The 21,551-nt window shown below is 46.1% G+C and carries 19 protein-coding genes; all 19 read right to left on the bottom strand.

Annotated features, from left to right (window positions below):
* Positions 1–43 precede the first annotated feature (43 nt).
* The 19 genes from SO_RS02935 to SO_RS02845 all read right to left on the bottom strand — a co-directional run bounded on the left by SO_RS02935 (position 44) and on the right by SO_RS02845 (position 21,316).
* Positions 44–1,261 carry an aspartate aminotransferase family protein gene (locus SO_RS02935; RefSeq protein WP_011070947.1) on the bottom strand — a complete coding sequence of 406 codons (1,218 nt, stop codon included), beginning with the start codon at positions 1,259–1,261 and terminating at the stop codon, positions 44–46.
* Between the two features lie 308 nt (positions 1,262–1,569).
* Entirely contained in the window at positions 1,570–2,481 is a 912-nt protein-coding gene (locus SO_RS02930) for an alpha/beta hydrolase (RefSeq protein ID WP_011070946.1), read from the bottom strand.
* A gap of 55 nt (positions 2,482–2,536) precedes the next feature.
* A complete protein-coding gene (locus SO_RS02925; protein ID WP_011070945.1) occupies positions 2,537–3,682 on the bottom strand; it encodes an HDOD domain-containing protein in 1,146 nt (381 codons plus the stop codon).
* Positions 3,683–3,869: 187 nt separating this feature from the next.
* The gene (locus SO_RS02920; protein WP_011070944.1) at positions 3,870–6,350 is read right to left on the bottom strand and encodes a S9 family peptidase; all 2,481 of its coding nucleotides are present in this window, start codon (positions 6,348–6,350) and stop codon (positions 3,870–3,872) included.
* A gap of 172 nt (positions 6,351–6,522) precedes the next feature.
* A complete protein-coding gene (locus tag SO_RS02915) occupies positions 6,523–7,098 on the bottom strand; it encodes an anthranilate synthase component II (RefSeq protein WP_011070943.1) in 576 nt (191 codons plus the stop codon).
* Positions 7,099–7,252: 154 nt separating this feature from the next.
* Positions 7,253–7,690 (bottom strand): ClpXP protease specificity-enhancing factor, encoded by a 438-nt coding sequence (locus SO_RS02910; RefSeq protein WP_011070942.1) that lies wholly within the window; start codon positions 7,688–7,690, stop codon positions 7,253–7,255.
* Positions 7,690–8,319: a stringent starvation protein SspA gene (gene sspA / locus SO_RS02905; protein ID WP_011070941.1), complete on the bottom strand. Its 630-nt coding sequence runs from the start codon at positions 8,317–8,319 to the stop codon at positions 7,690–7,692. Before sspA ends, SO_RS02910 begins: the two co-directional genes overlap by 1 nt.
* A 96-nt stretch (positions 8,320–8,415) precedes the next feature.
* Entirely contained in the window at positions 8,416–9,111 is a 696-nt protein-coding gene (locus SO_RS02900; RefSeq protein ID WP_011070940.1) for a cytochrome c1, read from the bottom strand.
* Positions 9,111–10,325, bottom strand: a complete 1,215-nt coding sequence (locus tag SO_RS02895; RefSeq protein ID WP_011070939.1) for a cytochrome b — start codon at positions 10,323–10,325, stop codon at positions 9,111–9,113. The genes SO_RS02900 and SO_RS02895 overlap by 1 nt, the downstream gene beginning before the upstream one ends.
* Positions 10,325–10,915 (bottom strand): ubiquinol-cytochrome c reductase iron-sulfur subunit, encoded by a 591-nt coding sequence (petA, locus tag SO_RS02890; protein ID WP_011070938.1) that lies wholly within the window; start codon positions 10,913–10,915, stop codon positions 10,325–10,327. Before petA ends, SO_RS02895 begins: the two co-directional genes overlap by 1 nt.
* Positions 10,916–11,275: 360 nt before the next feature.
* On the bottom strand, positions 11,276–12,169 hold the full coding sequence (hflC, locus tag SO_RS02885) for a protease modulator HflC (protein WP_011070937.1): 894 nt from the start codon (positions 12,167–12,169) through the stop codon (positions 11,276–11,278).
* 3 nt (positions 12,170–12,172) lie between these two features.
* Entirely contained in the window at positions 12,173–13,318 is a 1,146-nt protein-coding gene (hflK, locus tag SO_RS02880) for an FtsH protease activity modulator HflK (RefSeq protein WP_011070936.1), read from the bottom strand.
* Positions 13,319–13,354: 36 nt separating this feature from the next.
* Positions 13,355–14,662, bottom strand: coding sequence for a ribosome rescue GTPase HflX (gene hflX / locus SO_RS02875; protein WP_011070935.1), 1,308 nt, complete (start codon positions 14,660–14,662; stop codon positions 13,355–13,357).
* Between the two features lie 23 nt (positions 14,663–14,685).
* On the bottom strand, positions 14,686–14,958 hold the full coding sequence (hfq, locus tag SO_RS02870; protein ID WP_011070934.1) for an RNA chaperone Hfq: 273 nt from the start codon (positions 14,956–14,958) through the stop codon (positions 14,686–14,688).
* Positions 14,959–15,049: 91 nt separating this feature from the next.
* Positions 15,050–15,976 carry a tRNA (adenosine(37)-N6)-dimethylallyltransferase MiaA gene (miaA, locus tag SO_RS02865; RefSeq protein ID WP_011070933.1) on the bottom strand — a complete coding sequence of 309 codons (927 nt, stop codon included), beginning with the start codon at positions 15,974–15,976 and terminating at the stop codon, positions 15,050–15,052.
* Complete coding sequence (gene mutL, locus SO_RS02860; protein WP_011070932.1) at positions 15,969–17,864, bottom strand: DNA mismatch repair endonuclease MutL; 1,896 nt, start codon at positions 17,862–17,864, stop codon at positions 15,969–15,971. The genes miaA and mutL overlap by 8 nt, the downstream gene beginning before the upstream one ends.
* A gap of 13 nt (positions 17,865–17,877) precedes the next feature.
* Positions 17,878–19,269 (bottom strand): N-acetylmuramoyl-L-alanine amidase, encoded by a 1,392-nt coding sequence (locus SO_RS02855; protein WP_011070931.1) that lies wholly within the window; start codon positions 19,267–19,269, stop codon positions 17,878–17,880.
* Between the two features lie 8 nt (positions 19,270–19,277).
* The gene (gene tsaE / locus SO_RS02850; RefSeq protein ID WP_011070930.1) at positions 19,278–19,736 is read right to left on the bottom strand and encodes a tRNA (adenosine(37)-N6)-threonylcarbamoyltransferase complex ATPase subunit type 1 TsaE; all 459 of its coding nucleotides are present in this window, start codon (positions 19,734–19,736) and stop codon (positions 19,278–19,280) included.
* Positions 19,737–19,816: 80 nt separating this feature from the next.
* Entirely contained in the window at positions 19,817–21,316 is a 1,500-nt protein-coding gene (locus tag SO_RS02845) for a bifunctional ADP-dependent NAD(P)H-hydrate dehydratase/NAD(P)H-hydrate epimerase (RefSeq protein ID WP_011070929.1), read from the bottom strand.
* Positions 21,317–21,551: the final 235 nt, after the last annotated feature.

The raw sequence follows: 21,551 nt of genomic DNA, 5'->3' as shown, positions 1-21,551 counted from the left end.
ACAAAAAAGGAGTGCGAATGAAATTCAGCACTCCTTTGGTCGCTTAGGCTGCGGCGATACTCGCCACAGCACGTTCAAAACGTGCTAGGCCCTCTGCGATATCTGCCTCAGGGATCACCAGTGAAGGCGCAAAACGTACCACATTCGCCCCCGCCATTAGGCTCATTAAACCTTCAGCCACAGAAGCCACTAAAAAGTCACGCGAACGACCTTGGTATTGCTCATTGAGCACAGCCCCTAACAGCAAGCCTTTACCGCGAACTTCAGAGAAAACATGATATTTTTCATTAATCTTGTTCAAACCATCACGTAATAATTGCTCGCGATGCTTAACACCATTCAAGACTTCTGGGGTGTTGACTACGTCTAATACCGCATTACCTATTGCGCAGGCCAGCGGGTTACCACCATAGGTTGAACCGTGAGTACCCACTTTCAAATGCTCAGCAATTTCTGTAGTAGTGAGCATAGCAGCAATGGGGAAACCACCGCCAAGCGCTTTAGCTGTCGTCAGAATATCCGGCACAATGTCGGTTCCCATGTAGGCATAGAGCTCACCGGTACGGCCAACACCAGTTTGCACCTCATCGAAAATCACCAGCGCATTGTGCTTGTTAGCCAGTTCACGCACGGCTTTGAGGAACGCAGGATCTGCATCGATAATACCGCCCTCGCCTTGTAGCGGCTCCAGCATAATTGCACAGGTTTTATCTGATACGGCGGCTTCTAGTGCCGCGACATCGTTAAACGGTAAGTGAGTAATGCTTTGTGGTTTTGGACCAAAACCATCTGAATAGGCAGCTTGACCGCCAACACTCACGGTAAAAAATGTACGACCGTGGAAGGCTTTATCGAAAGCGATGATTTCGTCTTTCTCAACGCCATGCTTTTCTAAGGCATACCGACGGGCTAATTTGAGGGCAGCTTCGTTGGCTTCAGCGCCAGAGTTGGCAAAATAGACACGCTCAGCAAACGTGCTATTCACTAGCTTAGTGGCCAGTTCGAGTGCTGGCTCGTTGGTCATCACGTTAGAGAGGTGCCATAATTTTTCGCCTTGAGTTTTTAAGGCATTCACTAAGGCAGGATGACAGTGACCTAAGCAATTTACCGCAATACCGCCAGCAAAATCGATAAACTCATTACCCTCTTGATCCCATACTCGGCTACCTTCGCCACGTACTGGAATCACTGCTGCTGGCGCATAGTTAGGCACCATCACCGCATCAAATTGGGCACGATTCAACTTCATATCAACGCTCATTCTTCTTCATCCTTTGTTTTAGTTTTACGGCCACGGATGCCGTCTTTGTCCCCTGTGTATCTTTATCTTGAGTTAGTGATACAGGGAGTGCTTGTGTCTGTTAATAGCCATTATTAGCGAAATTGTGATCAAAATACCAGTTTTTCACAAACAACAATCGCCATGCATAAGGTCAAAGTGCATAAAGATTGCAGTTTAAGAACTATACAAGCGCTTAAGCCAGAGGCATTTAGCATATTTAGTCAGAAAAAAAGTTATTTACCCCTATTTTTGCTAGCTATTCACTGAATATGAATAACTACACAATTTTAACGAATCAGCTTTGAAAGCACAAAATGCGCGATTTGTTGCCTTGCTTCTATCGCTTCTGGCAATAGGTCAAACAACGGAAAAACGTGGGGCATATTGCGATAAAAACGTGATTCAACCTCGCCACCACAGGCATTAACCTGCATAACCAGTCGTTCTGAGTCCTGCAAAAGCAACTCGCGCGTACCGGCAATCACTAAGAGCGGTGGCAAGCCAGCCAAGTTCCCTTGCAAAGGAGAAACTCTTTCAGACATAGGATTTGCCCCTGCAAGATAAGCACCGCGCAATCGCAATAAGGATTCAAGGGTAAAAAAGGGATCATCGGCCGCTAAAATGAGCTCAGTATCACCAGTAATGGCTAAATCGAGCGCAGGAGACAACAGCACACAAGCCTTAGGGGGAGACAGATTTAATCTTTTCAATTCAAGCAACAAGCTTAAGGCTAAGTTCCCCCCCGCCGAATCGCCCATCAGGATAAGATTATCGTCGCCCTTAAGCTCAATTAAGTGCAAATAAGCTTCAAGTACATCATCACAGGGCGCGGGGAATGGGTGTTCTGGCGCTAAACGGTAATCGGGAATAAAAGTATCAAGCTGACAACGCGCGCTAATATCAGCAATCAGCCTTGCATGGGCATTAGGTGTTTTAAAGCAAAAGCCACCACCGCGGATATAAAACAAATTTCCCAAACGCGGGGAATCGTTTAACAAAACATAGTGCAATAGGCTGGCATGTTGTAATGGAATCGTGGTGCTAACGAGTGTGTTTGGCCACGGCAACCAGCGTTTATCGAGCGCTAATAAACGTTGTCGCATTTGGGCCAAAGGTAACTTTGCCTTACCACGGCTTAAGGATGGCCGCGCGACATAGGACAAAATGGTATTTAATACAGAAGCTTGCCAGCTTGGCATTTCTCACCCTCCACATCAGTGCCGTATCACAACGCCGATGTGAGCGGCTCATGGATTACAGCAAATCTAGCTTTCGATAGTTTTGCGCTTTAAGGCGCAACACTTCTTGCTCTGTTAGCTCGTAATAATCAAACATTAAACGCTTTTCCTGCGGCTCGATTTGACGCATCTCTTCGAGCAACAGTACCTTCGCATAACAATTAGCCCGCGCCACCAATGCCGCTGGAGGGGATAATTCCCGATACGTTAAGGTTTGATCGAGCTCTTTTAACAGTAAGGTTAACGGGCTATTTTCAAATTTAAGTAGCTCGAGTAATTGCCAATTAAGCACGTGCCCATGACTGAGCACTTGTTCAAATACGGCTTTGGCCGGAAACTCGGTGGCAATCACAGCGTCGTACACTTCTTTATCCCGACTCGAACTCGCCTCGCGGATCCAGTTTCCCCAGGTTTTATCAAATAAACGCGCACTGAGACTCAGCACGACTGAAGTGCCTAACTGATTCAACAATGCACCACTGTAGACGAGGGCTGAGTCAGTATTATGAAGCTGCGCCAATGCATTGGCGGCGATGCCGCTCACTATGCTATAACGCCAAAGCTTGCGCGTGGTCCAGAGTAACTTAGCATTACCACTAGGTAACCAGTTACGCAGGCAAAAATATGGAATGATAGTGCGTAGATTTTCTATTCCAATGTAATTCATCACTAATTTGATATCAGTAACACGCACATCAGAACTTTGGGGGCGGCGAGCACGAAATGCCGGACTGTTGACCATATTAGTTAAATCACGGCATAACCAGCTCAAATTACTGATTAAAGGCCTTAGTCTTGTGGCATCGAGATTTTTCGCCAGTAGCAATTCAAGTAACAGGATTTGTGATTCGTTAATATCCGATTTTGCCAGCACTAATTCAGGCGAAGCTAATTGATGCTCAATAGCATTATTCACTGTATCAATGAGCTGCTTTGAAATCGCCTCAAATACTTCTCGGGCTTTGATTTGTTTGAGCAGACGCGACAATACCGCCTCGCGCTCCACGTCGAGTTTATTGGCATCGGCTTCAAGCTCTCGGTCTAAATCATCCAATAGTGTAGGACTGGCCTTTTGCTTACCGAGGATAAGTTGCTGATAGAGCCGCTGTTCTATCTCTAAAATTTTACCGGGTCTGACGCCACCCGCTACCGAAATCGCCACTCTCTATCTTTCCTATATCGCCCTTGCCAAGTGGCGCTTAAACGCAGATATCATTAAAATCATTGTAATTTCAGCATATACGTTAAATCTTAGCAACAAGCAAACTCCGCATGCAGATTTAGCGAAATCATAGCAAATTTAGGATAACAAAAAGGCCTCATGCGAGGCCTTAATATTGAGAGTTAACTTACTTAAGCTCTTGTTCAAACAGCTTGTAAATACGGCGATATTCGTCCAACCAACTCGATGGTTGGCGGAAACCGTGGGGCTCAACTGGGTAAATAGCCGTTTTGAACATCGGCTTTTCCAGTTCAATTAAACGCTGTACCAGACGCACGCTATCTTGGAAGAACACGTTATCATCCATCACACCACTCATAATAAGCAATGGCTTAGTCAGACCTTGAGCATGTTCAATTGGCGAGCTGCGCTCATAGGCGATAGGATCAACATCCGGTGTATTCAAAATATTAGAAGTGTAAGGCGCATTGTAGTGTGCCCAATCCGCAACCGGACGCAGTGCAGCACCCGCTTGGAATAAATCAGGCTCTGTAAACAAAGACATAAAGGTTAAGAAGCCGCCGTAAGATCCACCATAAGTACCAACCCGCTTAATATCCACATTGGTATGTTGGCCCATCCAAGTCACGCCGTCTTTTAAATCTTCGACTTCAGGATGCCCCATATTGCGATAAATTGCCGTACGCCAATCGCGGCCATAACCTTTAGAACCACGATAATCCATGTCCATCACCACATAACCTTGTTGAGTCAATAGGTTGTGGAACATAAACTCACGGAAGTAGCCACTAAAGCCATAATCGGCATTTTGCAAGTAACCCGCACCATGGTTAAAGATAACCGCGGGATATTTTTCGGCGCGGGATTTGTCATAGCCCTGCGGCAAATAAACACGCGCATAAATCTGACCGGCACCATGGTTTGAAGGTACAGCGATCACTTCTGGCGCCTGCCATGGATATTGCTTAAAAGCCTCACTCGTGTAAGAGGTTAGCTGTTTTAGCTCGCCACCTATCGGCTGAATATAAAGTTCATTTGGTTGCGTGCGACGAGAAGCATTCAGCAGCAACTTAGCGCCATCAGGGCTCAAGCTGTAATCTAAATTACCGTCCCATTGGGTGAGTTGTTCGTTCTTGCCAGAGGTGAGATTCACGCGGTGAACATTATAAATACCCGGATGGCTCTGGTTCGCTTTGTAGTAAATATAATTAGCATCAGGCGACAGGGTGATATCACTCACCACAAACTTACCTTGCGTCAAAGCGCGGGGCTTTTCGCCACTAGCTTTAAGATAAAGCTGAGAATAACCGGTTTCTTCAGAGAGATAATAAAGCGTGTCTGTGCCTGGTATCCAGCCAAACTGGTTATAGTCATAGTTCACCCAAGCATCATCATGCAGACGATGTTCGGTGATAAACTTACCCTTTGATAGATCGACAGTGGCAATCCAGCGGTCTTTGTTATCAATAGCTTCAACCATTACCGCCAGTTTATTTTCAGACTCATGCCATTGAATCGCACTTTGAGTCCAGCCCCAATCCTGCATCAGCTGGATTTTACGGGGAGCTTTAGTGCTCTGATAGCTTTCGCCTTTCGCCTTAGCATTTTGTGCTTTGACCTTAGCTAATACGTCTTCATCGAACCCCGTGAGCCCTTCAATCGTGACATCAATCTGTTTATGCGTATTTAAATCGAGCACCACAAAACGTTGGCCTAGTAGTGTATCTTCAGCTACACGGGCACGAACTGGTACGGGATCGATATAGCCTTCGCTACCGAGGTAGTTCGGCATGATGTCGTGCTCACTGCTGCCGGTGTAATTCTTATCGGTTAAAGCAACAAACACATAGCGACCATCTGGCGATACGCTAAGCTCCGACACGACTTCGGTATCGCCTAGATACCAAGTGCTAGCAGCGAGGGTGGGATCGCTCTTTTGCAACTCATTCTTAAACTGTTCTTTGGCTTTAGCCTGTTCATGCTGCATAGCCACATATTGGATCAGTCGATGCTGCTGCTTAGCTAAATAACTGCTGGGCTCTTTAACGCCTTCGGGCGCTTTGGCCATTTTAATTTCAAGCAGTTGTTCAACCAATCCACTATCTTGGTGGATTTGAAAAACATTATCACCTTGCCAATAGGCAATATCGCCATTATTGAGGTAACGCAAACCACTGATGGCGCTGCGCTGACGAGTAAGCTGGGTAATTTTGCCCGAGCTTAAATGTTTTACAAAAACATTTCCTTGGTAGAGATAAGCCTTGTTGGACTTAGTGCTATCTAATACGCCAAACTGTTGATCGACGGCGTGTAATTTATCGATAGCCAGTTCAACAGCGCGGCTGTTGTTAATGCCCTGCTGATAGTAATTCCGTAGTGCTGATGCACTAGGTTGGCGAGCGAAAAACACACTTTGGCTGTCATCGCTCCAGTAAGCTTCCTTGGCGAAAATCCCCATCCAATCGGGGTTGGCCATGATTTGGTTCAACGTAAGTTGTTGTGAAACTTGGGGAGGTTGAGCCAAAGGGACTTGATAAGCCGTTGGAGTCGCAGCGGGAGTCGCCGTTTCAGTTGAGGTTGCCGCGCAACTCGTTAATACCGCAATGGCTAACGCACTTAAACCCAAATGTCGCATTACGCTGTTCATTAATCCTTCCTTTTATTGTTATCGCAACCGCACGAGTAAAAGGTCTCCCTTGTAGACTCGCAGTCGGGCGTTGTTTTGCGGCTGTTATATCACACTTAGGCGACATATTTGCTTAAAAGGAGGATAAATCTTGTAACAAAGATTAGAGCTGAATTGCTCTTTTGGATTCAATCTAAGTCGATTGGGATAAAAAGTTCGCTAATAATTCATGCCCTTGCTCAGTCAAAATCGACTCAGGGTGAAATTGCACACCAAAGAGCGGCAACTCTTTATGACTCATGGCCATGATTTCGCGCCCATGGGTCGGGTCGTCAAACCAAGCGTCCAGTACAAAATCCTTAGGCACAGTATCGACAAGCAATGAATGGTAGCGAGTTACCGTTAATGGCTGATTTAACCCTTTAAACAGGCGCTCACCAGTATGGGCTATCGCACTGACTTTACCATGCATTACACGCTGCGCTCGCACCACTTTGGCACCAAAAACCTGTGCCATGGCTTGATGCCCCAAACACACACCTAAAATCGGTAAACGCGTGGCGAAATGTTCAATGGCCGCAAGGGAAATACCCGCTTCATTGGGCGAGCAAGGGCCTGGAGAGATGACTAAATGGCTCGGCGCTAACGCTTCGATCCCCTCAAGGCTGATTTCATCATTGCGCTTAACCACAATTTCTTGCCCTAACTGCTGAAAATACTGCACTAGGTTAAAGGTAAAAGAGTCGTAATTGTCGATCATCAGCAACATACAAAATCCATGAGCCCAAAGGGTAAGTCGGTGCAATTCAGGATGAAATGCGGCGCAAATGCTACCACAGCACTTGCTTGGGATTAAGCATTAAAAAAACAAAAAGCCAGTCAACTGACTGGCTTTTGATAGTAAAGAACAGAGCTCAAATAACTTATTTAACTAAGGTTAAATGGCTACGACGCTTAGGCGGCTCGTCCTTGGGTTCAGTTGGCTTCTCGGCGGTCTCAATAACAGACAATGTCGATTCAGCTTCATCTTCCACTAAGTACGCATCTTCAATGTCAAAGACCGTCCCTGCGCCATTTTCACGGGCGTATATGGCCACAATCGAAGCCATTGGCAATAGCACCTGCTGAGGCACACCACCAAAACGCGCATTGAACTCCACAAATTCATTACTAATTTGCAAATTGCCCACTGCGCCGGCCGCGATATTTAATACGATCTGGCCGTCCTTCACATATTGCTGCGGTACTTGAGTGCCTTTCACAAAGGCATCCACAACAACGTGAGGTGTTAATTGGTTGTCCATCAACCAATCGTAGTAAGCCCTGAGTAAATAAGGACGATTTGGAGTCAACACTTTCATTACATACCCATGCGCATTTCGCGTTCAGCTTCAGTCAACGAAGCTTTAAATGATTCACGCTCAAAAATACGTGTCATGTAAGCTTTGATGTCTTTTGCTACGCGGCTGTCTAGCTCGATACCTAATACTGGCAAACGCCATAATAGAGGACCGAGGTAGCAATCAGCTAAACCAAACTCTTCACTCATAAAGTAAGGCATTTCAGCAAATACTGGCGCGATTGACAGTAAACTTTCAGTCAGCTCTTTACGAGCAGCTTCTACACGGTCACCTTTACGAATACGTGCGACGAGTGAGTACCAATCAGTATCAATGCGATGCATCATTAAACGGCTTTGGCCGCGAGATACTGGGTAAACAGGCATCAAGGGTGGATGAGGGAAACGCTCATCCAAGTATTCCATAATGATGCGTGACTCATAAAGTACGAGTTCACGATCTAATAAGGTAGGTACTGAGTTATAAGGATTTACTTCGAGTAAATCCTCAGGCATTTCATTTGGGTCGACCTGCAAAACATCAACAGTAACCCCTTTCTCAGCTAACACGATACGGACTTGATGGCTATAAAGATCATCAGCACCTGAAAACAGTGTCATGACAGAGCGTTTGTTGGCAGCAACAGCCATTGATACCCTCCAGAGTCGAAATAAAACAAAAGTAAACGAGGGGCAAAGCCCCCCGTTTACACTATGCGGATACTACATTTTACCCGTTATTGGTGCCTAGTGTACATCTTTCCAGTACTCTTTCTTCAAGAGGTAGGCCACAATAAAGAAGATAAACAAGAATCCGAGCACCCACCAGCCTAGCGCTTGACGCTCTAACTTAACAGGTTCAGCCGAATAGACTAAGAAGCCCGTGATATCACGCACAGCTTGGTCGTACTCTTCGGCATTTAACTTACCACCAGAGACCACGATTGTACCATCTTCCTGCTTAACAGGTGTGCCTTGCAGCTCTTCAAGAACATGCGGCATACCCACTGATGGGAATACAGTGTTGTTTACGCCAAATGGACGGCTTGGATCTTTGTAGAAGCCTTTTAGGTATGAATAAACCCAATCTTCGCCACGAACACGTGCCACTAAGGTGAGGTCTGGTGGTGTGGCACCAAACCACTTAGCCGCATCTTTTGGCGGAATTGCGTTTTGCATCAATTCACCAATTTTTGCATCGGTGAACATATACTTGTTACGCATATCATCGGCAGAAATACCGAGATCGTTCGCCACACGCTCATAGCGTTGATACTGAGTGCTATGACAACCAGAGCAATAGTGCTGGAATAAGCCCAAACCACGCTCTAAAGAAGCCTTATCATGCAGATCAACATTGGCATCTTCTAAATGTACTTGTCCGCCAGCGGCAATTGCCAAGGTCGGCAACAAGGTAACTAATGCAATCAATAATTTTTTCATTAGTGTGTTAACCTCGCTGGAACAGGTTTAGTTTTTTCATTCTTGCTGTATACCCACAGCGCCACAAAGAAGCCAAAGTAAGTAAAAGTAAATACCTGCGCAACGATCGTCAGTGTTGGTGAAGCAGGAACGACGCCTAAGTAACCTAACACAATGAAAGATACTGCAAATTGAGCAATATTTAACTTATGCAGCGTACTACGGTAACGAACGGACTTCACTTTACAGCGATCGAGCCAAGGCAACACAAACAGTACACCAATCGACAGCCCCATCATAATTACGCCACCCAATTTATCCGGAACAGCACGTAAGATGGCGTAGAAAGGAGTGAAGTACCATACTGGCGCAATATGCTCTGGTGTCTTCATTGGGTTAGCCGCTTCAAAGTTTGGCTTCTCAAGGAAGTAACCACCGCCTTCAGGGATGAAGAACAGTACGTAACAGAACACAATCAGGAAGCCCGCAACGCCCATAATATCTTTAACTGTGTAATATGGGTGGAATGGAATGCCATCAACTGGCCAACCATTTTCGTCTTTGTTCTTCTTGATTTCGATACCATCTGGGTTGTTTGAACCCACTTCGTGCAGAGCGATTAAGTGTAAGAACACTAATACCACTAACACTAATGGCAGTGCGATAACATGCAATGCAAAGAAACGGTTCAGCGTTGCGCCAGAGATCACGTAGTCACCACGGATCCAGAGGGTTAAGTCATCACCAATAACAGGGATTGCACCGAACAGAGAAATAATTACCTGTGCGCCCCAGTAAGACATTTGTCCCCATGGCAGCAAGTAGCCCATAAAGGCTTCAGCCATCAGTACGAGGAAAATCAACATACCGAATAACCACAGCAGTTCTCTAGGCTTTTGATATGAACCGTAAATCAGACCACGGAACATATGTAAGTAGATCACCACGAAGAAAGCAGAAGCGCCGGTGGAGTGCATATAACGCAATAACCAGCCGTACTCTACGTCACGCATGATGTATTCAACAGAAGCAAAAGCGCCTTCTGCGGTTGGTACATAGTTCATGGTTAACCAGATACCTGTCAGTAATTGGTTAACCAATACCAACATTGCTAGCGAACCGAAGAAGTACCAAAAGTTAAAGTTAGTTGGCGTAGCATACTGACCCACGTGGCGGTTATACGTCGCCGTCATTGGGATGCGAGCATCAATCCAATTAATTAAATTCTTAACCATTACGCCACTCCTTTATCTACACCGATGATAACGGTGCCATCATCAACATATTGATGTGGAGGGATAACTAGGTTCAATGGAGCTGGAACGCCTTGGAACACGCGGCCCGCCATATCGAACTTAGAACCATGACATGGGCAGAAGAAACCAGAAGTCACACCTTGAACTTGCTCAGCAAATGAATCTGGCAAATAAGTGGGTGAACATCCTAGGTGGGTACAAATACCGACGGCAATAAAATACTCTGGCTTAATTGAGCGCAGAGGATTAGTTGCATATTCAGGCTGCTGCATTTCGGCAGAAGCTGGATCTCTTAATTGAGCATCGTGTGTTGGCAGTTCATTGATCACGGCTTCTGTGCGACGAACAACCCATACAGGTTTTCCTCGCCACTCAACACGGATCAGCTGACCTGGCTCTACTTTACTGATATTTACTTCGACCGGTGCACCTGCAGCTTTCGCCTTGGCACTCGGATTCCACGACTTGATGAAAGGAACCGCTACAGCGACGGCACCAGCACCACCTACTACGGCGGTTGCGGCTGTCAGGAATCTGCGACGTCCGGTATCGACTGGCGCATTGCTCATCCACTTATCTCCCAGAGGGTGTTGGAATTTTTATATTTCAAAGACTTTTTGCCCTTTAGTTATCACCATGGACAAAAATCGAAGTTTGAAGCGGGGCTCATTATAGCTAAAAATTAGAAGCAGATCATAGTGAAAACACGCAAGTAAGTTAGGGAGATTGCGTGTTTTTTAAAAAGTGGATAAAAAAAGCACAGCTATTAAGCAATTTTATCTGTTTTTGGAGCATATTGACGGTCAGATAGGCATAAACCATGTGTTGCTAATGTAAGTTTAGCGTTAACTTTGTCACATGCTGTTTTTCGTTTGGATAAAAAAAATGGGTCCCTATTATAGGAACCCATTCTGAGCGATTTCGAATCGCTATTTTTTCGCAGCGCTGCTCTTCATGTATTTGAAAAATTCGCTATCAGGTTCTAACACCATGATATCTGAATTACCAGAGAAGCTCGCACGATAAGCATCTAAGCTACGCATAAAGCTGAAAAACTCAGGATCTTTGTTATAAGCATCCGAATAAATTTTTGCCGCTAATGCATCACCTTCACCACGAATGGTTAAGGCTTTACGCTCTGCTTCCGCAATTTTAACAGTGACATTAGCATCAATCGTTGCGCGAATAATTTCAGATTGCTCTTTACCTTGAGCACGGTGCTCTTTAGCCACAGCTTGACGCTCCGCGCGCATACGTTGGTAAATACTGTTACTCACGTTTGCAGGTAAGTTGATCTGCTTAACACGCACGTCAACAACTTCAATACCTAAATCTTTAGCACTCTCAGCAGCATTCGCTAACGCGTTATTTTGTAACTCATCACGCTGCCCAGAAACGATCTCTTTGATCGTACGACGACCAAACTCGGTACGTAAATCGTTGTTGATCTTACGTTGTAGTAAGGTCTCAGCATTCGATTTAATCCCCCCATTAGTAGAGAGGTAGTATTTTTCGAAATCAAAAATACGCCACTTCACATAGGAGTCGACCATTAAGTCTTTTTTCTCAGAGGTGACGAAACGATCTGCAGCACCATCTAAGGTTTGGATACGCGCATCAAGTAACTTCACCTTATCGATCACAGGGACTTTAAAGTGTAAACCGGGGCTAAAAACGCGCGTCACTTGTTTGCCATCGACGTTGTCTTTAACGATTTCGCCGAAGCGCGCCACAATCGCACGTTCGCCTTCGTTAACCACCATCACAGATGACAAACCAATGCCTAATATAACGGCGATCAGAACAATACTTAATCTACCCATGAATTACTCCCTCCCCTGGCGAGCACGTTCCTCGCGAGATGGGCGTCCACTCAAAGGCTCACCAATGCGAGTCGTTGGAATAGATGAAGAATTGACATTCTGCTGAGGTTTAGGCTCAACGTCTGGCATAGTCGCAGGCTTCTCTTTCATTAACTTGTCTAGTGGCAGATACATTAAATTGCCGTTGTTTTTAGCATCGATAATGACTTTGTTAGTGTCAGTCATCACCTGTTGCATTGCATCGAGATACAAACGCTTACGGGTCACTTCAGGTGCAGCTTGGTACTCAGGTAACAGCAACTCAAAACGAGCCACTTTACCGCGCGCCTCTAAAATTTCACGTTCTTTATAAGCATTAGCTTGTTGCGCCATGCGCTCGACTTCACCACGTGCTTTCGGTTCAATCTCACGGGCATAGGCTTCAGCCTCACGAATAAAGCGTTGTTCGTCTTCTTGCGCTGAAATGGCATCATCGAAAGCATCTTTCACTTCTTCAGGCGGACGCGCTGGCAAGAAGTTAACGTCAACAATCGCCAAGCCCAACTTATACGGCTCAAGAATACGCTCTAATTCTTTCCAAGTGTCGCGACGAATAGCATCACGGCCTGTGGTCAGAATATCGTCCATCTTGTTATGACCAATGACATAGCGCAGCGCACTGTCAGTGGCTTCACGTAAACTGGCATTGGCGTCTACCGCACTAAAAAGATAGGCATACGCATCTGAAATACGATATTGCACGTCTAGCTCAACCTTCACGACGTTTTCATCGGAAGTTAACATGCTGCCAGACGATGGCACAGAGCGAACTGATTGCACGTCAACAGGATAAATTTCATCGATAAACGTTGGTTTCCAGTGAAGACCCGGTCCCACCTCACCATTATGTTGGCCAAAACGCAACGCTACGCCACGTTCAGCCTCTTTAATGGTGTACAAACCCGAAAGTCCCCAAACAACAAAAGCGATGGCAAGAATGATGATTAAGCTAAAGGAACTCAAGTTCTGGCCTGAAGAGCCATTACCGTTGCCGCCAAAGCGTTTTGAAAGATTACGAAAAACCTCATCAAGGTCCGGTGGTCCTTTGTCGTTACCACCTTTATTTCCCCAAGGATCATTACCCTTGTTACCGGGCTCGTTCCAAGCCATTTAGCACTCCATAAGTGGATGAAATAAATTAGATTATTAACAAACAGCCTTTTCTATCGACGGATCGAAGATAAAGGTTTCTAACTCACCCTGACTCTGTTTAGCTAATCGGCGCCAATCGGCATCCGATAAACGAACAGACAAAATACAGTTCCCCAGATCGTCGTACTCTTTCTGCTGTATCGCATCCAGTCGATAAAACTGGCCAAGATAATGTCCAGCAGTTGCCGGAATTCTAAGTGTAAACTCATGAATAACTTCACCAATTAGCTCGGTGATCGCCTTCAGGAGCAGATCAAATCCCAAACGCTTATGTGCCGAAACCCAGACTCGTACAGGCTTACCGCGGTCATCATATTCGATACGCGGCGTTACATCTTCAAGCAAGTCAATTTTATTACAAACAATCAGCTGCATCACTTCATCGGCATCGATTTCTTTCAGCACTGATTGCACTTGCTCAAAATTATCCGCCATATTTTCATCTGCACAATCAACAATATGCAGTAACAACTCTGCTTGACGCGTTTCTTGTAATGTCGCTTTAAATGCGGCGACAAGATCATGCGGCAAATGGCGGATAAAACCTACAGTGTCCGCTAATATCACGGCACCGTCGGGCAGATCTAACTTTCTCAATGTGGGATCAAGTGTGGCAAATAGCTGGTCGGCTGCATAAACATCTGATGAGGTTAAGGCATTAAACAGCGTTGACTTGCCAGCGTTGGTATAACCCACTAATGAGACGGTTGGCATGTCACTACGCTTACGGGCGCGGCGACTCTGCTCACGTTGTTTATCAACACGCTCTAAACGCTTATTGATATTTTTAATGCGGCCCCTGAGCAAACGCCTATCGGTTTCGAGCTGGGTTTCCCCTGGGCCACGTAAACCAATACCCCCTTTTTGGCGCTCAAGGTGAGTCCAACCACGCACTAGGCGAGTCGACATGTGGCGCAATTGCGCTAGCTCCACCTGTAACTTACCTTCATGGGTCCGAGCTCGTTGGGCGAAAATATCCAAAATCAGAGAGGTCCTGTCCAATACTCGGCACTGACACACCTGTTCAAGGTTTCGCTCCTGAGCAGGACTCAAGGCGTGATTGAAAATAACCACATTCGCCTCGGTGGCAGCCACTAAAGCGGCTAACTCTTCGGCTTTACCAGAACCAATGAAAAACTTACGGTCTGGTGAACGTCGACTTCCAGTAATGACCCCGACTGAGCGCGCTCCAGCTGATTCAACTAATAGCTGTAACTCGACTAAGTCTTCTCGGCGTTCCTCATCGGAAAAGTCGATATGGACAAGAACCGCTGTTTCTCCCGCCTCATAACGATCAAACAAGAAGCAGACTCCTTAACTAAACCTTATTCGCCACTTGGCATATCGTCTTGCGCACCGTAACCGCCCTGGGCATTTTGGTGACCAGCAACGTTAAATGGGCGAGCAGGAACAACAGTAGAAATAGCGTGTTTGTAAACCATTTGGCTCACTGTGTTTTTCAACAGAATGACAAATTGATCAAACGACTCTACCTGTCCTTGGAGTTTAATGCCGTTTACCAAGTAAATTGATACTGGAACGCGCTCGCGGCGTAGTGCGTTCAAAAATGGGTCTTGTAAAGATTGCCCCTTAGCCATTTTATTATTTCCTTTTTAATTTATATAAATAAATCGGTATCAGTGAAGTTTTTTTGTTTAGTTTTAGTATTATACAGCAAGGGCTAATAAGCTAGCGGCAATGACGCATAAGTGTAACTAAATTCCCCTCAGCACCACTTTCAAGCCAATTCAACTCTGGCCAACTACGCAACCATGTTAATTGACGCTTAGCTAATTGCCTAGTAGCAGCAATGGCTTTTTCGACCATAGTATCATGGTCAAATTCACCATCGAGATATTGCCAACATTGTCGATATCCCACGCAACGCATTGAGGGTAAATCTAAATGTAAGTCATCTCTCGCTTTAAGCTGGGCTACCTCATCAATAAAGCCTTGCTCTAACATTATACGAAAGCGCTGTCCAATTAACTCATGCAGCACTTTACGCTCACGGGGGGCAATGGCAAATTGCACCACATTATAGGGTAAAGGAGCCGACTTGGTCATTGTTAACTCAGTCAGGCTCTTACCGCTTATTCTATAGACTTCTAACGCTCTTGAAAGCCTTTGTGGATCATTAGGATGAATTCTTTCTGCCGATACGGGATCTATCTCCCTTAATTGATCGTGCAGTGCTTCCCATCCGTTTGCATCCGCCTCGGCTTGAATATCGGCGCGGATAACCTCATCAGCACTTGGTAGCGGAGATAATCCCTCCAACAGAGCCTTAAAATACATCATGGTTCCGCCCACTAATAAAGGGGTCTTTCCCATGCTGATAATCTGTTCAATCTCACTCAGCGCATCGGCTCTAAAATCGGCAGCAGAATAACTTTCGCTAGGATCGCGAATATCAATCAGACGGTGCGGACCTCTGGCTAATTCCTCTGCCGAGGGCTTAGCACTGCCGATATCCATACCACGATAGATTAATGCTGAATCAACCGAGATAATTTCGCAATTATGCTTTTCGGCTAATTCGAGAGCTAAAGCCGTTTTTCCTGACGCCGTTGGCCCCATCAAAAAAACCACTTTAGGTTGTAATTCTTTATTCAATTGCTTGCTCTTCTAACCACGATTGCCAAGGTAAGGATACTGCTTTACTGGCAATTTGCTGTCTTTTCTCTTCCGTTAACTGGCAATAGGCCACCCAAACATCGGGGGCCGAGATAAATCCAGTTAAACTCTGCTCAGCCAACCATATTGCCAGAGCATTAGGTGCAGGAGCTTCAAAACGTAGCGATTGTAACCACTCAGGTATTACCCTCGCTAACTGGCAGTCCCTCAGATATGGGGGCACTTTTTTAATAATCAACTGCTGATAGCGAATTGTTAGCTCTAATCCTAGTTGGCGGATAAGTGTTGCATGTTCGTCAAGCAACGATGACCAATCAGTATCAGCCGCTACCGATACTGGCATCAATAAAGGCTGCCCAATCAACCCTGTCGCCAGTTTCGTTTCAATTTCATCGCTGCGGGTTGCTAATGCCACCGACTCAATACGTAATAAACTTAATTTTGGCCCATCAGTAAATACCCAAAATTGTCCATCGAGTATTGATGGCATAGGTAAAGTCGGTTGATAGGCCTTATCCTGTACGCTGTAAGATGGGGTTTGCAGTAACGCGCCGTAACTGGCAATCGCAGTCTTTGAAGGCAGTTCAGCGCGTGGGCGAGATTCACCAGAAGAACCACTGCGCGTTTCCCTTGGCACACTCATACTACCAAAGGCGTTGCTTTGAACCGCAGTACCTGTGCGCATTTTAGGCATGTCACTAGAGCGATATTCGACAACACGCGCCTCAGCCTGACGCTCTCCAGTGGTATCGATCCCTAGATATTTAGCGTTAGATTCCGTAGATTGAAGTTCAAAAGCAGAAGACTCTGTCTCGGGCTTTACATAAGGAGATGAGTCATCAATCTGTGGAGAATGTGGCTCAAAACGGAGCTCACCCGCTTCTTCTAACGCGGATTGTAGCGCCTGTAAAATATAATCATGTACATAACGACTTTGATGGAATCGCACTTCATGTTTCGCCGGATGCACGTTCACATCCACCTGGTGGGGATCGATATCCAGCATCAGCACATAGCCGGGTTGTTCTACTTCGGCTTTTTGCGCAAATGCTTGGCGCACCGCATGATTGACTAAACGATCGCGTACTAAACGGCCATTGACATAAAAGTAATGGGTATCGGTTAACACTGTTGACCAAGGCGATTGCAAATAACCACTCAGACGTAAATCATCGTGTTGGCATTCAACCCGCAGCGCCTCATCTGCAAACGGCCGACCAGCGACTTGAGTCAATCGCTGTAAATATTGCGGCTCATTCATCGCTGGGCGATAGTTGCGCACGGTTTTGCCATTGTGTGTCAGGGTAAAATGGATATCCCCTCGCACCAAAGCGATTCGCTTTAACCATTCATCGATATGGGTAAATTCGGTTTTATCGCTTTTTAAAAAACGTCTACGGGCTGGTGTATTAAAAAATAGATCGACGACTTCAATGGTTGATCCCACCGGATGCGCCGCAGGCATGACTTTAACCGCCATCTCGACGCCTTCTGCGTAGGCTTGCCAAGCTTCGCTTTGCTCAGCGGTGCGTGATGTCAAGGTTAAACGGGAGACAGAGCTGATACTCGCTAATGCCTCGCCGCGGAAACCAAAACTGAGGATGGCCTCAAGATCATCAAGGGAATGCAGTTTCGAGGTGGCATGGCGCGACAAGGCTAATGCTAATTCCTCCTTGGGGATCCCTGAACCATTGTCGCGGATCTTAATCAGCTTACTGCCGCCCTTATCGATTTCAATATCGATACGGCTGGCTCCTGCATCTAAGCTGTTCTCCACGAGCTCTTTCACCACAGAGGCGGGTCTTTCGACAACTTCACCTGCGGCGATTTGGTTCGCTAATTGCGGCGGAAGGATTTGGATCCCCATAGACTTCATCCTATTAACTCTCAGGAATCACGAGTGTTTGCCCAAGCTGAACAACATCGGTCTTCATGCCATTGGCGCGAATAATACTGGCCATAGGGACTTTATAACGCTGGGCTATTGCAGAAAGCGACTCACCGCGGCTCACCTTATGTTTGATGGTACCAGCAGATTTGCTACTGGATTTAACAGTTGAGCCAGTGGTATTTTTCTTCGCTAATAGCGTATCTGCTGGCGGATTATTATGGAAATAACGGTTAACACCCTTATAAATTGCGGTGGCAATGCTTTCTTGATGACGGCTGCTGCTCAGCAAACGCTCTTCCTTAGGATTCGAGATAAACCCTGTTTCCACTAGAATTGAAGGAATATCAGGGGATTTCAATACCGCAAAACTTGCCGATTCTGGGCGGCTCTTATGCAGCTCAGTCACAGCACCTAAATCTTTTAAAATATCCCCAGCAACCGAGTGACCAATGGCCATAGAGCTGTTCATCGACATATCGAGTAAGGTCATTGCAAGATACTGTTCATTATCAGTATTTTGAATAATTTCCCCTGCACCACCCAACAATTCTGAGTGTTTCTCTTTTTGCTCTAACCAACGACCAATTTCACTGTTTGCACGGCGCATCGATAATACCCACACGGACGCCCCGCGAGGATTGGGCGATGTGAAAGCATCCGCATGGATAGAAATCAGTAGGTCGGCCTTACTATTGCGGGCAAGCTCAGAGCGCCGGTTTAAGTTAACAAAGTAGTCACCACTACGGATCATCACGGCACGCATTCCTGGGGTGTCGTTAATTTTACTGGCAAGGCGCTTTGAAATTTCAAATACTACTTTTTTCTCATAGAGACCAGATGGCCCAATCGACCCCGGATCGTCACCACCATGTCCAGCATCAATAGCAATCACAATATCTCGAGAAGCTTGAACGCTTTGAGTCACATTTTTTTTGACTGGAGTTGAACTCACGGCCGATAGCTCTGCAGTGGCGCTTTTATCCTCTAAGTCGACCACTAGACGATTGCCATAAGGTGCCGTCACGGGCAGCGAAAACAAATTTGGATTTAATGGCTTAACCAAATCGATAACCAGTCGTAAATCCCCTTTCGTGGGGGATTTACTGACCCGAATCCCTTTAACTAACTTACTGTTGTTATCAACATTTTTCAGATTCAGTTTCGTCGATGCCTTTTTTAGGTCGACCACTAAACGATTAGGTCCATCGAGGGTAAAGTAGCTGTAATTGGGTACTTCGCTCAAATCGAACACGATTCGCGTCGACTCGGGTGCAGCCCAAATGCGCACACTTTCGAGCTGGTTTGCCGCTTGGGCCGCCACAGCAAAAAATGTGCACAGTAAAAGAATAATACCTTGAAAGTAATGCTTATTTTTAGTCATTTTTGTTTTTATTTTATCGCGGCTAATAGCGTTTTACCTGAGTCGGTTAAGGCTCGAATGTGGATTTCACGTCCTTGATTAACATAATTTAAATGCAGGTGAATATCAGCATCGGGTAACAGCCCTTCACCTTTGTCGGGCCATTCAACGATGCACAGGCTATTGTCGGTGAAGTAATCACGGATCCCCATAAACTCGAGCTCTTCAGGATCGTTTAAACGATACAAATCAAAATGATAAACTTCGACACCATCGAGTTCATAAGGTTCAACTAGCGTGTAAGTTGGACTTTTTACTGCACCTTTATGCCCTAATCCTTGAATTAACCCTCGGCTTAGAGTGGTTTTACCTGCCCCTAAATCCCCCGTCAAATACAGAGTCAAAGGCGCTTGAATATGGCGGGCCAATGTTTGCCCAACTGCAATAGTCTCGTCTTCGTTATTTAATTGAAAGGTTAACTCTGTCATTTCCGCTTATATCACTGCTGTTATTGGTGGAGGAAGCAACTTAAGCGGGGCAGTATCGCCGCACTTAAGTCTCACAGCGCCTAGAGTAAATCACTATTTACTAATTGGCGAATAAAAGGCATCAAATCGCTGGCTAACATCCCCCGCTCACCTTGTACCGCAGCAAGATCCGCAGCACAACCATGAACAACGACTCCAACCACAGTCGCCTGCATGTTATCCATCCCCTGAGCCATCAGTGCGCCTATAATACCAGATAACACATCGCCGCACCCACCACTCGCAAGTCCGGGGTTGCCAACAGGCGCCACAACCATCTGCTTACCATCAAAAATTACTGTGCCAGCGCCTTTAAGCAGTACTACCCCACCGTATTTTTGCTGTAAGGCACGTACGGCAGCAAATCTGTCCTGTTCAATCTCGGCCACATTGCACCCTAACAGCCGCGCGGCTTCACCAGGATGGGGCGTAAGCACCCAGTTGGTTTGTCTGCGAGGTTCATTGCTGAGTAAATTCAAAGCATCAGCATCGAGTACGCAGGGTTTATCACTTAACCCCGCAGCTTTAAACAAGTTATAGCCCCAATCATGTTTACCTAAACCAGGGCCAAGCACGACCACCTGAGCCCAACCAAGGCGCAGATACACCTCCATATCGACCAGCTCGCAGCCCCAAAACATTAACTCAGGGCGAGACACATTCACGGTAAGTTGATGCTCTGGCCTGCTGATCACTGTGACTAATCCGGCACCCGCACGCAAACACGCCTCACTAGCAAGGCGAATCGCTCCTGCCATCCCAAAATCACCACCAATCAACGTCACTTTACCCGATTGACCTTTGTGGCTATCCCTTGCTCTGGCGGCAAAATAGCTTTTTAAAATCTCACCGCCCACTCGAGTCGCATTTGGCGTCTTAAAAAATGGCGTTAATCCCAGATCGGCAAAGTCAAGATCACCGCAATAATGTCTCGCCTTACTGGTAAGCAGGCCTTGTTTCAATCCGCCAAAGCACAACGTCAGATCAGCCATCACTGCAGCTTGAGCAACAACACCGGTATCGGCAACGATCCCGGAAGGAAGATCTAAACTAAGCACCCAAGCATCGCTCTGATTAATAGCTTGGATAAGTGCGGCAACCTCCTCACGCACACCACCATGAACACCAGTCCCGAGCAACCCATCGATAAGCATTGGCGCCTGCAAGATCGCGTCGATATTGGGAGAGTCGGCTATACCGCCTTGATTTAGATAGGCCGAAAGTGCTTGCTCAAATTCAGGCGTTCCTTTGGTCTTTAGTAAGAAAACCATGACCTTATGCCCGGCCTCTAAGGCAAGGCGTGCACAAACTAAGGCATCGGCACCATTATTTCCACTGCCTGCGAGTACCAGTAATGGCATAGACTCAAGCCTAGGCTGACGTGCTATCTGCGTAGCTAAACAGTCAAACGCAGCACGCCCAGCACGTTCAACCAATTGATATAATGTGGTTTTACCTTCTGAAACTGCGAGCAGTTCGGCGTCCCTCACCTGCTCCTGAGTAAAAAGCGCTGTGGGTAAACTCGATAAATCTTGTGCCATAGAGGATCTCCTGCGCGACAAAATAACAAAAGGGCAGCCACCCAAGACAGCATGTACATGGGAAAGCACTAAACGTTTCAAGGCCAAATCAACCAATGAGATCAAGAAAGTAGCAAAAACCGCCTTGAAAAGTTATGACGTAAATCAGATGCCATGCAAAAAGCAGCAAAATTGAATAATGTTTACAATGCATAAAAACAACAAAGCCAGCGAATTGCTGGCTTTGAGATAATTC

It is taken from the genome of Shewanella oneidensis MR-1, from assembly GCF_000146165.2.
GTDB lineage: Bacteria > Pseudomonadota > Gammaproteobacteria > Enterobacterales > Shewanellaceae > Shewanella > Shewanella oneidensis.
The sequence above is the reverse complement of the archived record's forward strand: the minus strand, read 5'-3'. Positions and strand labels throughout refer to the sequence as shown.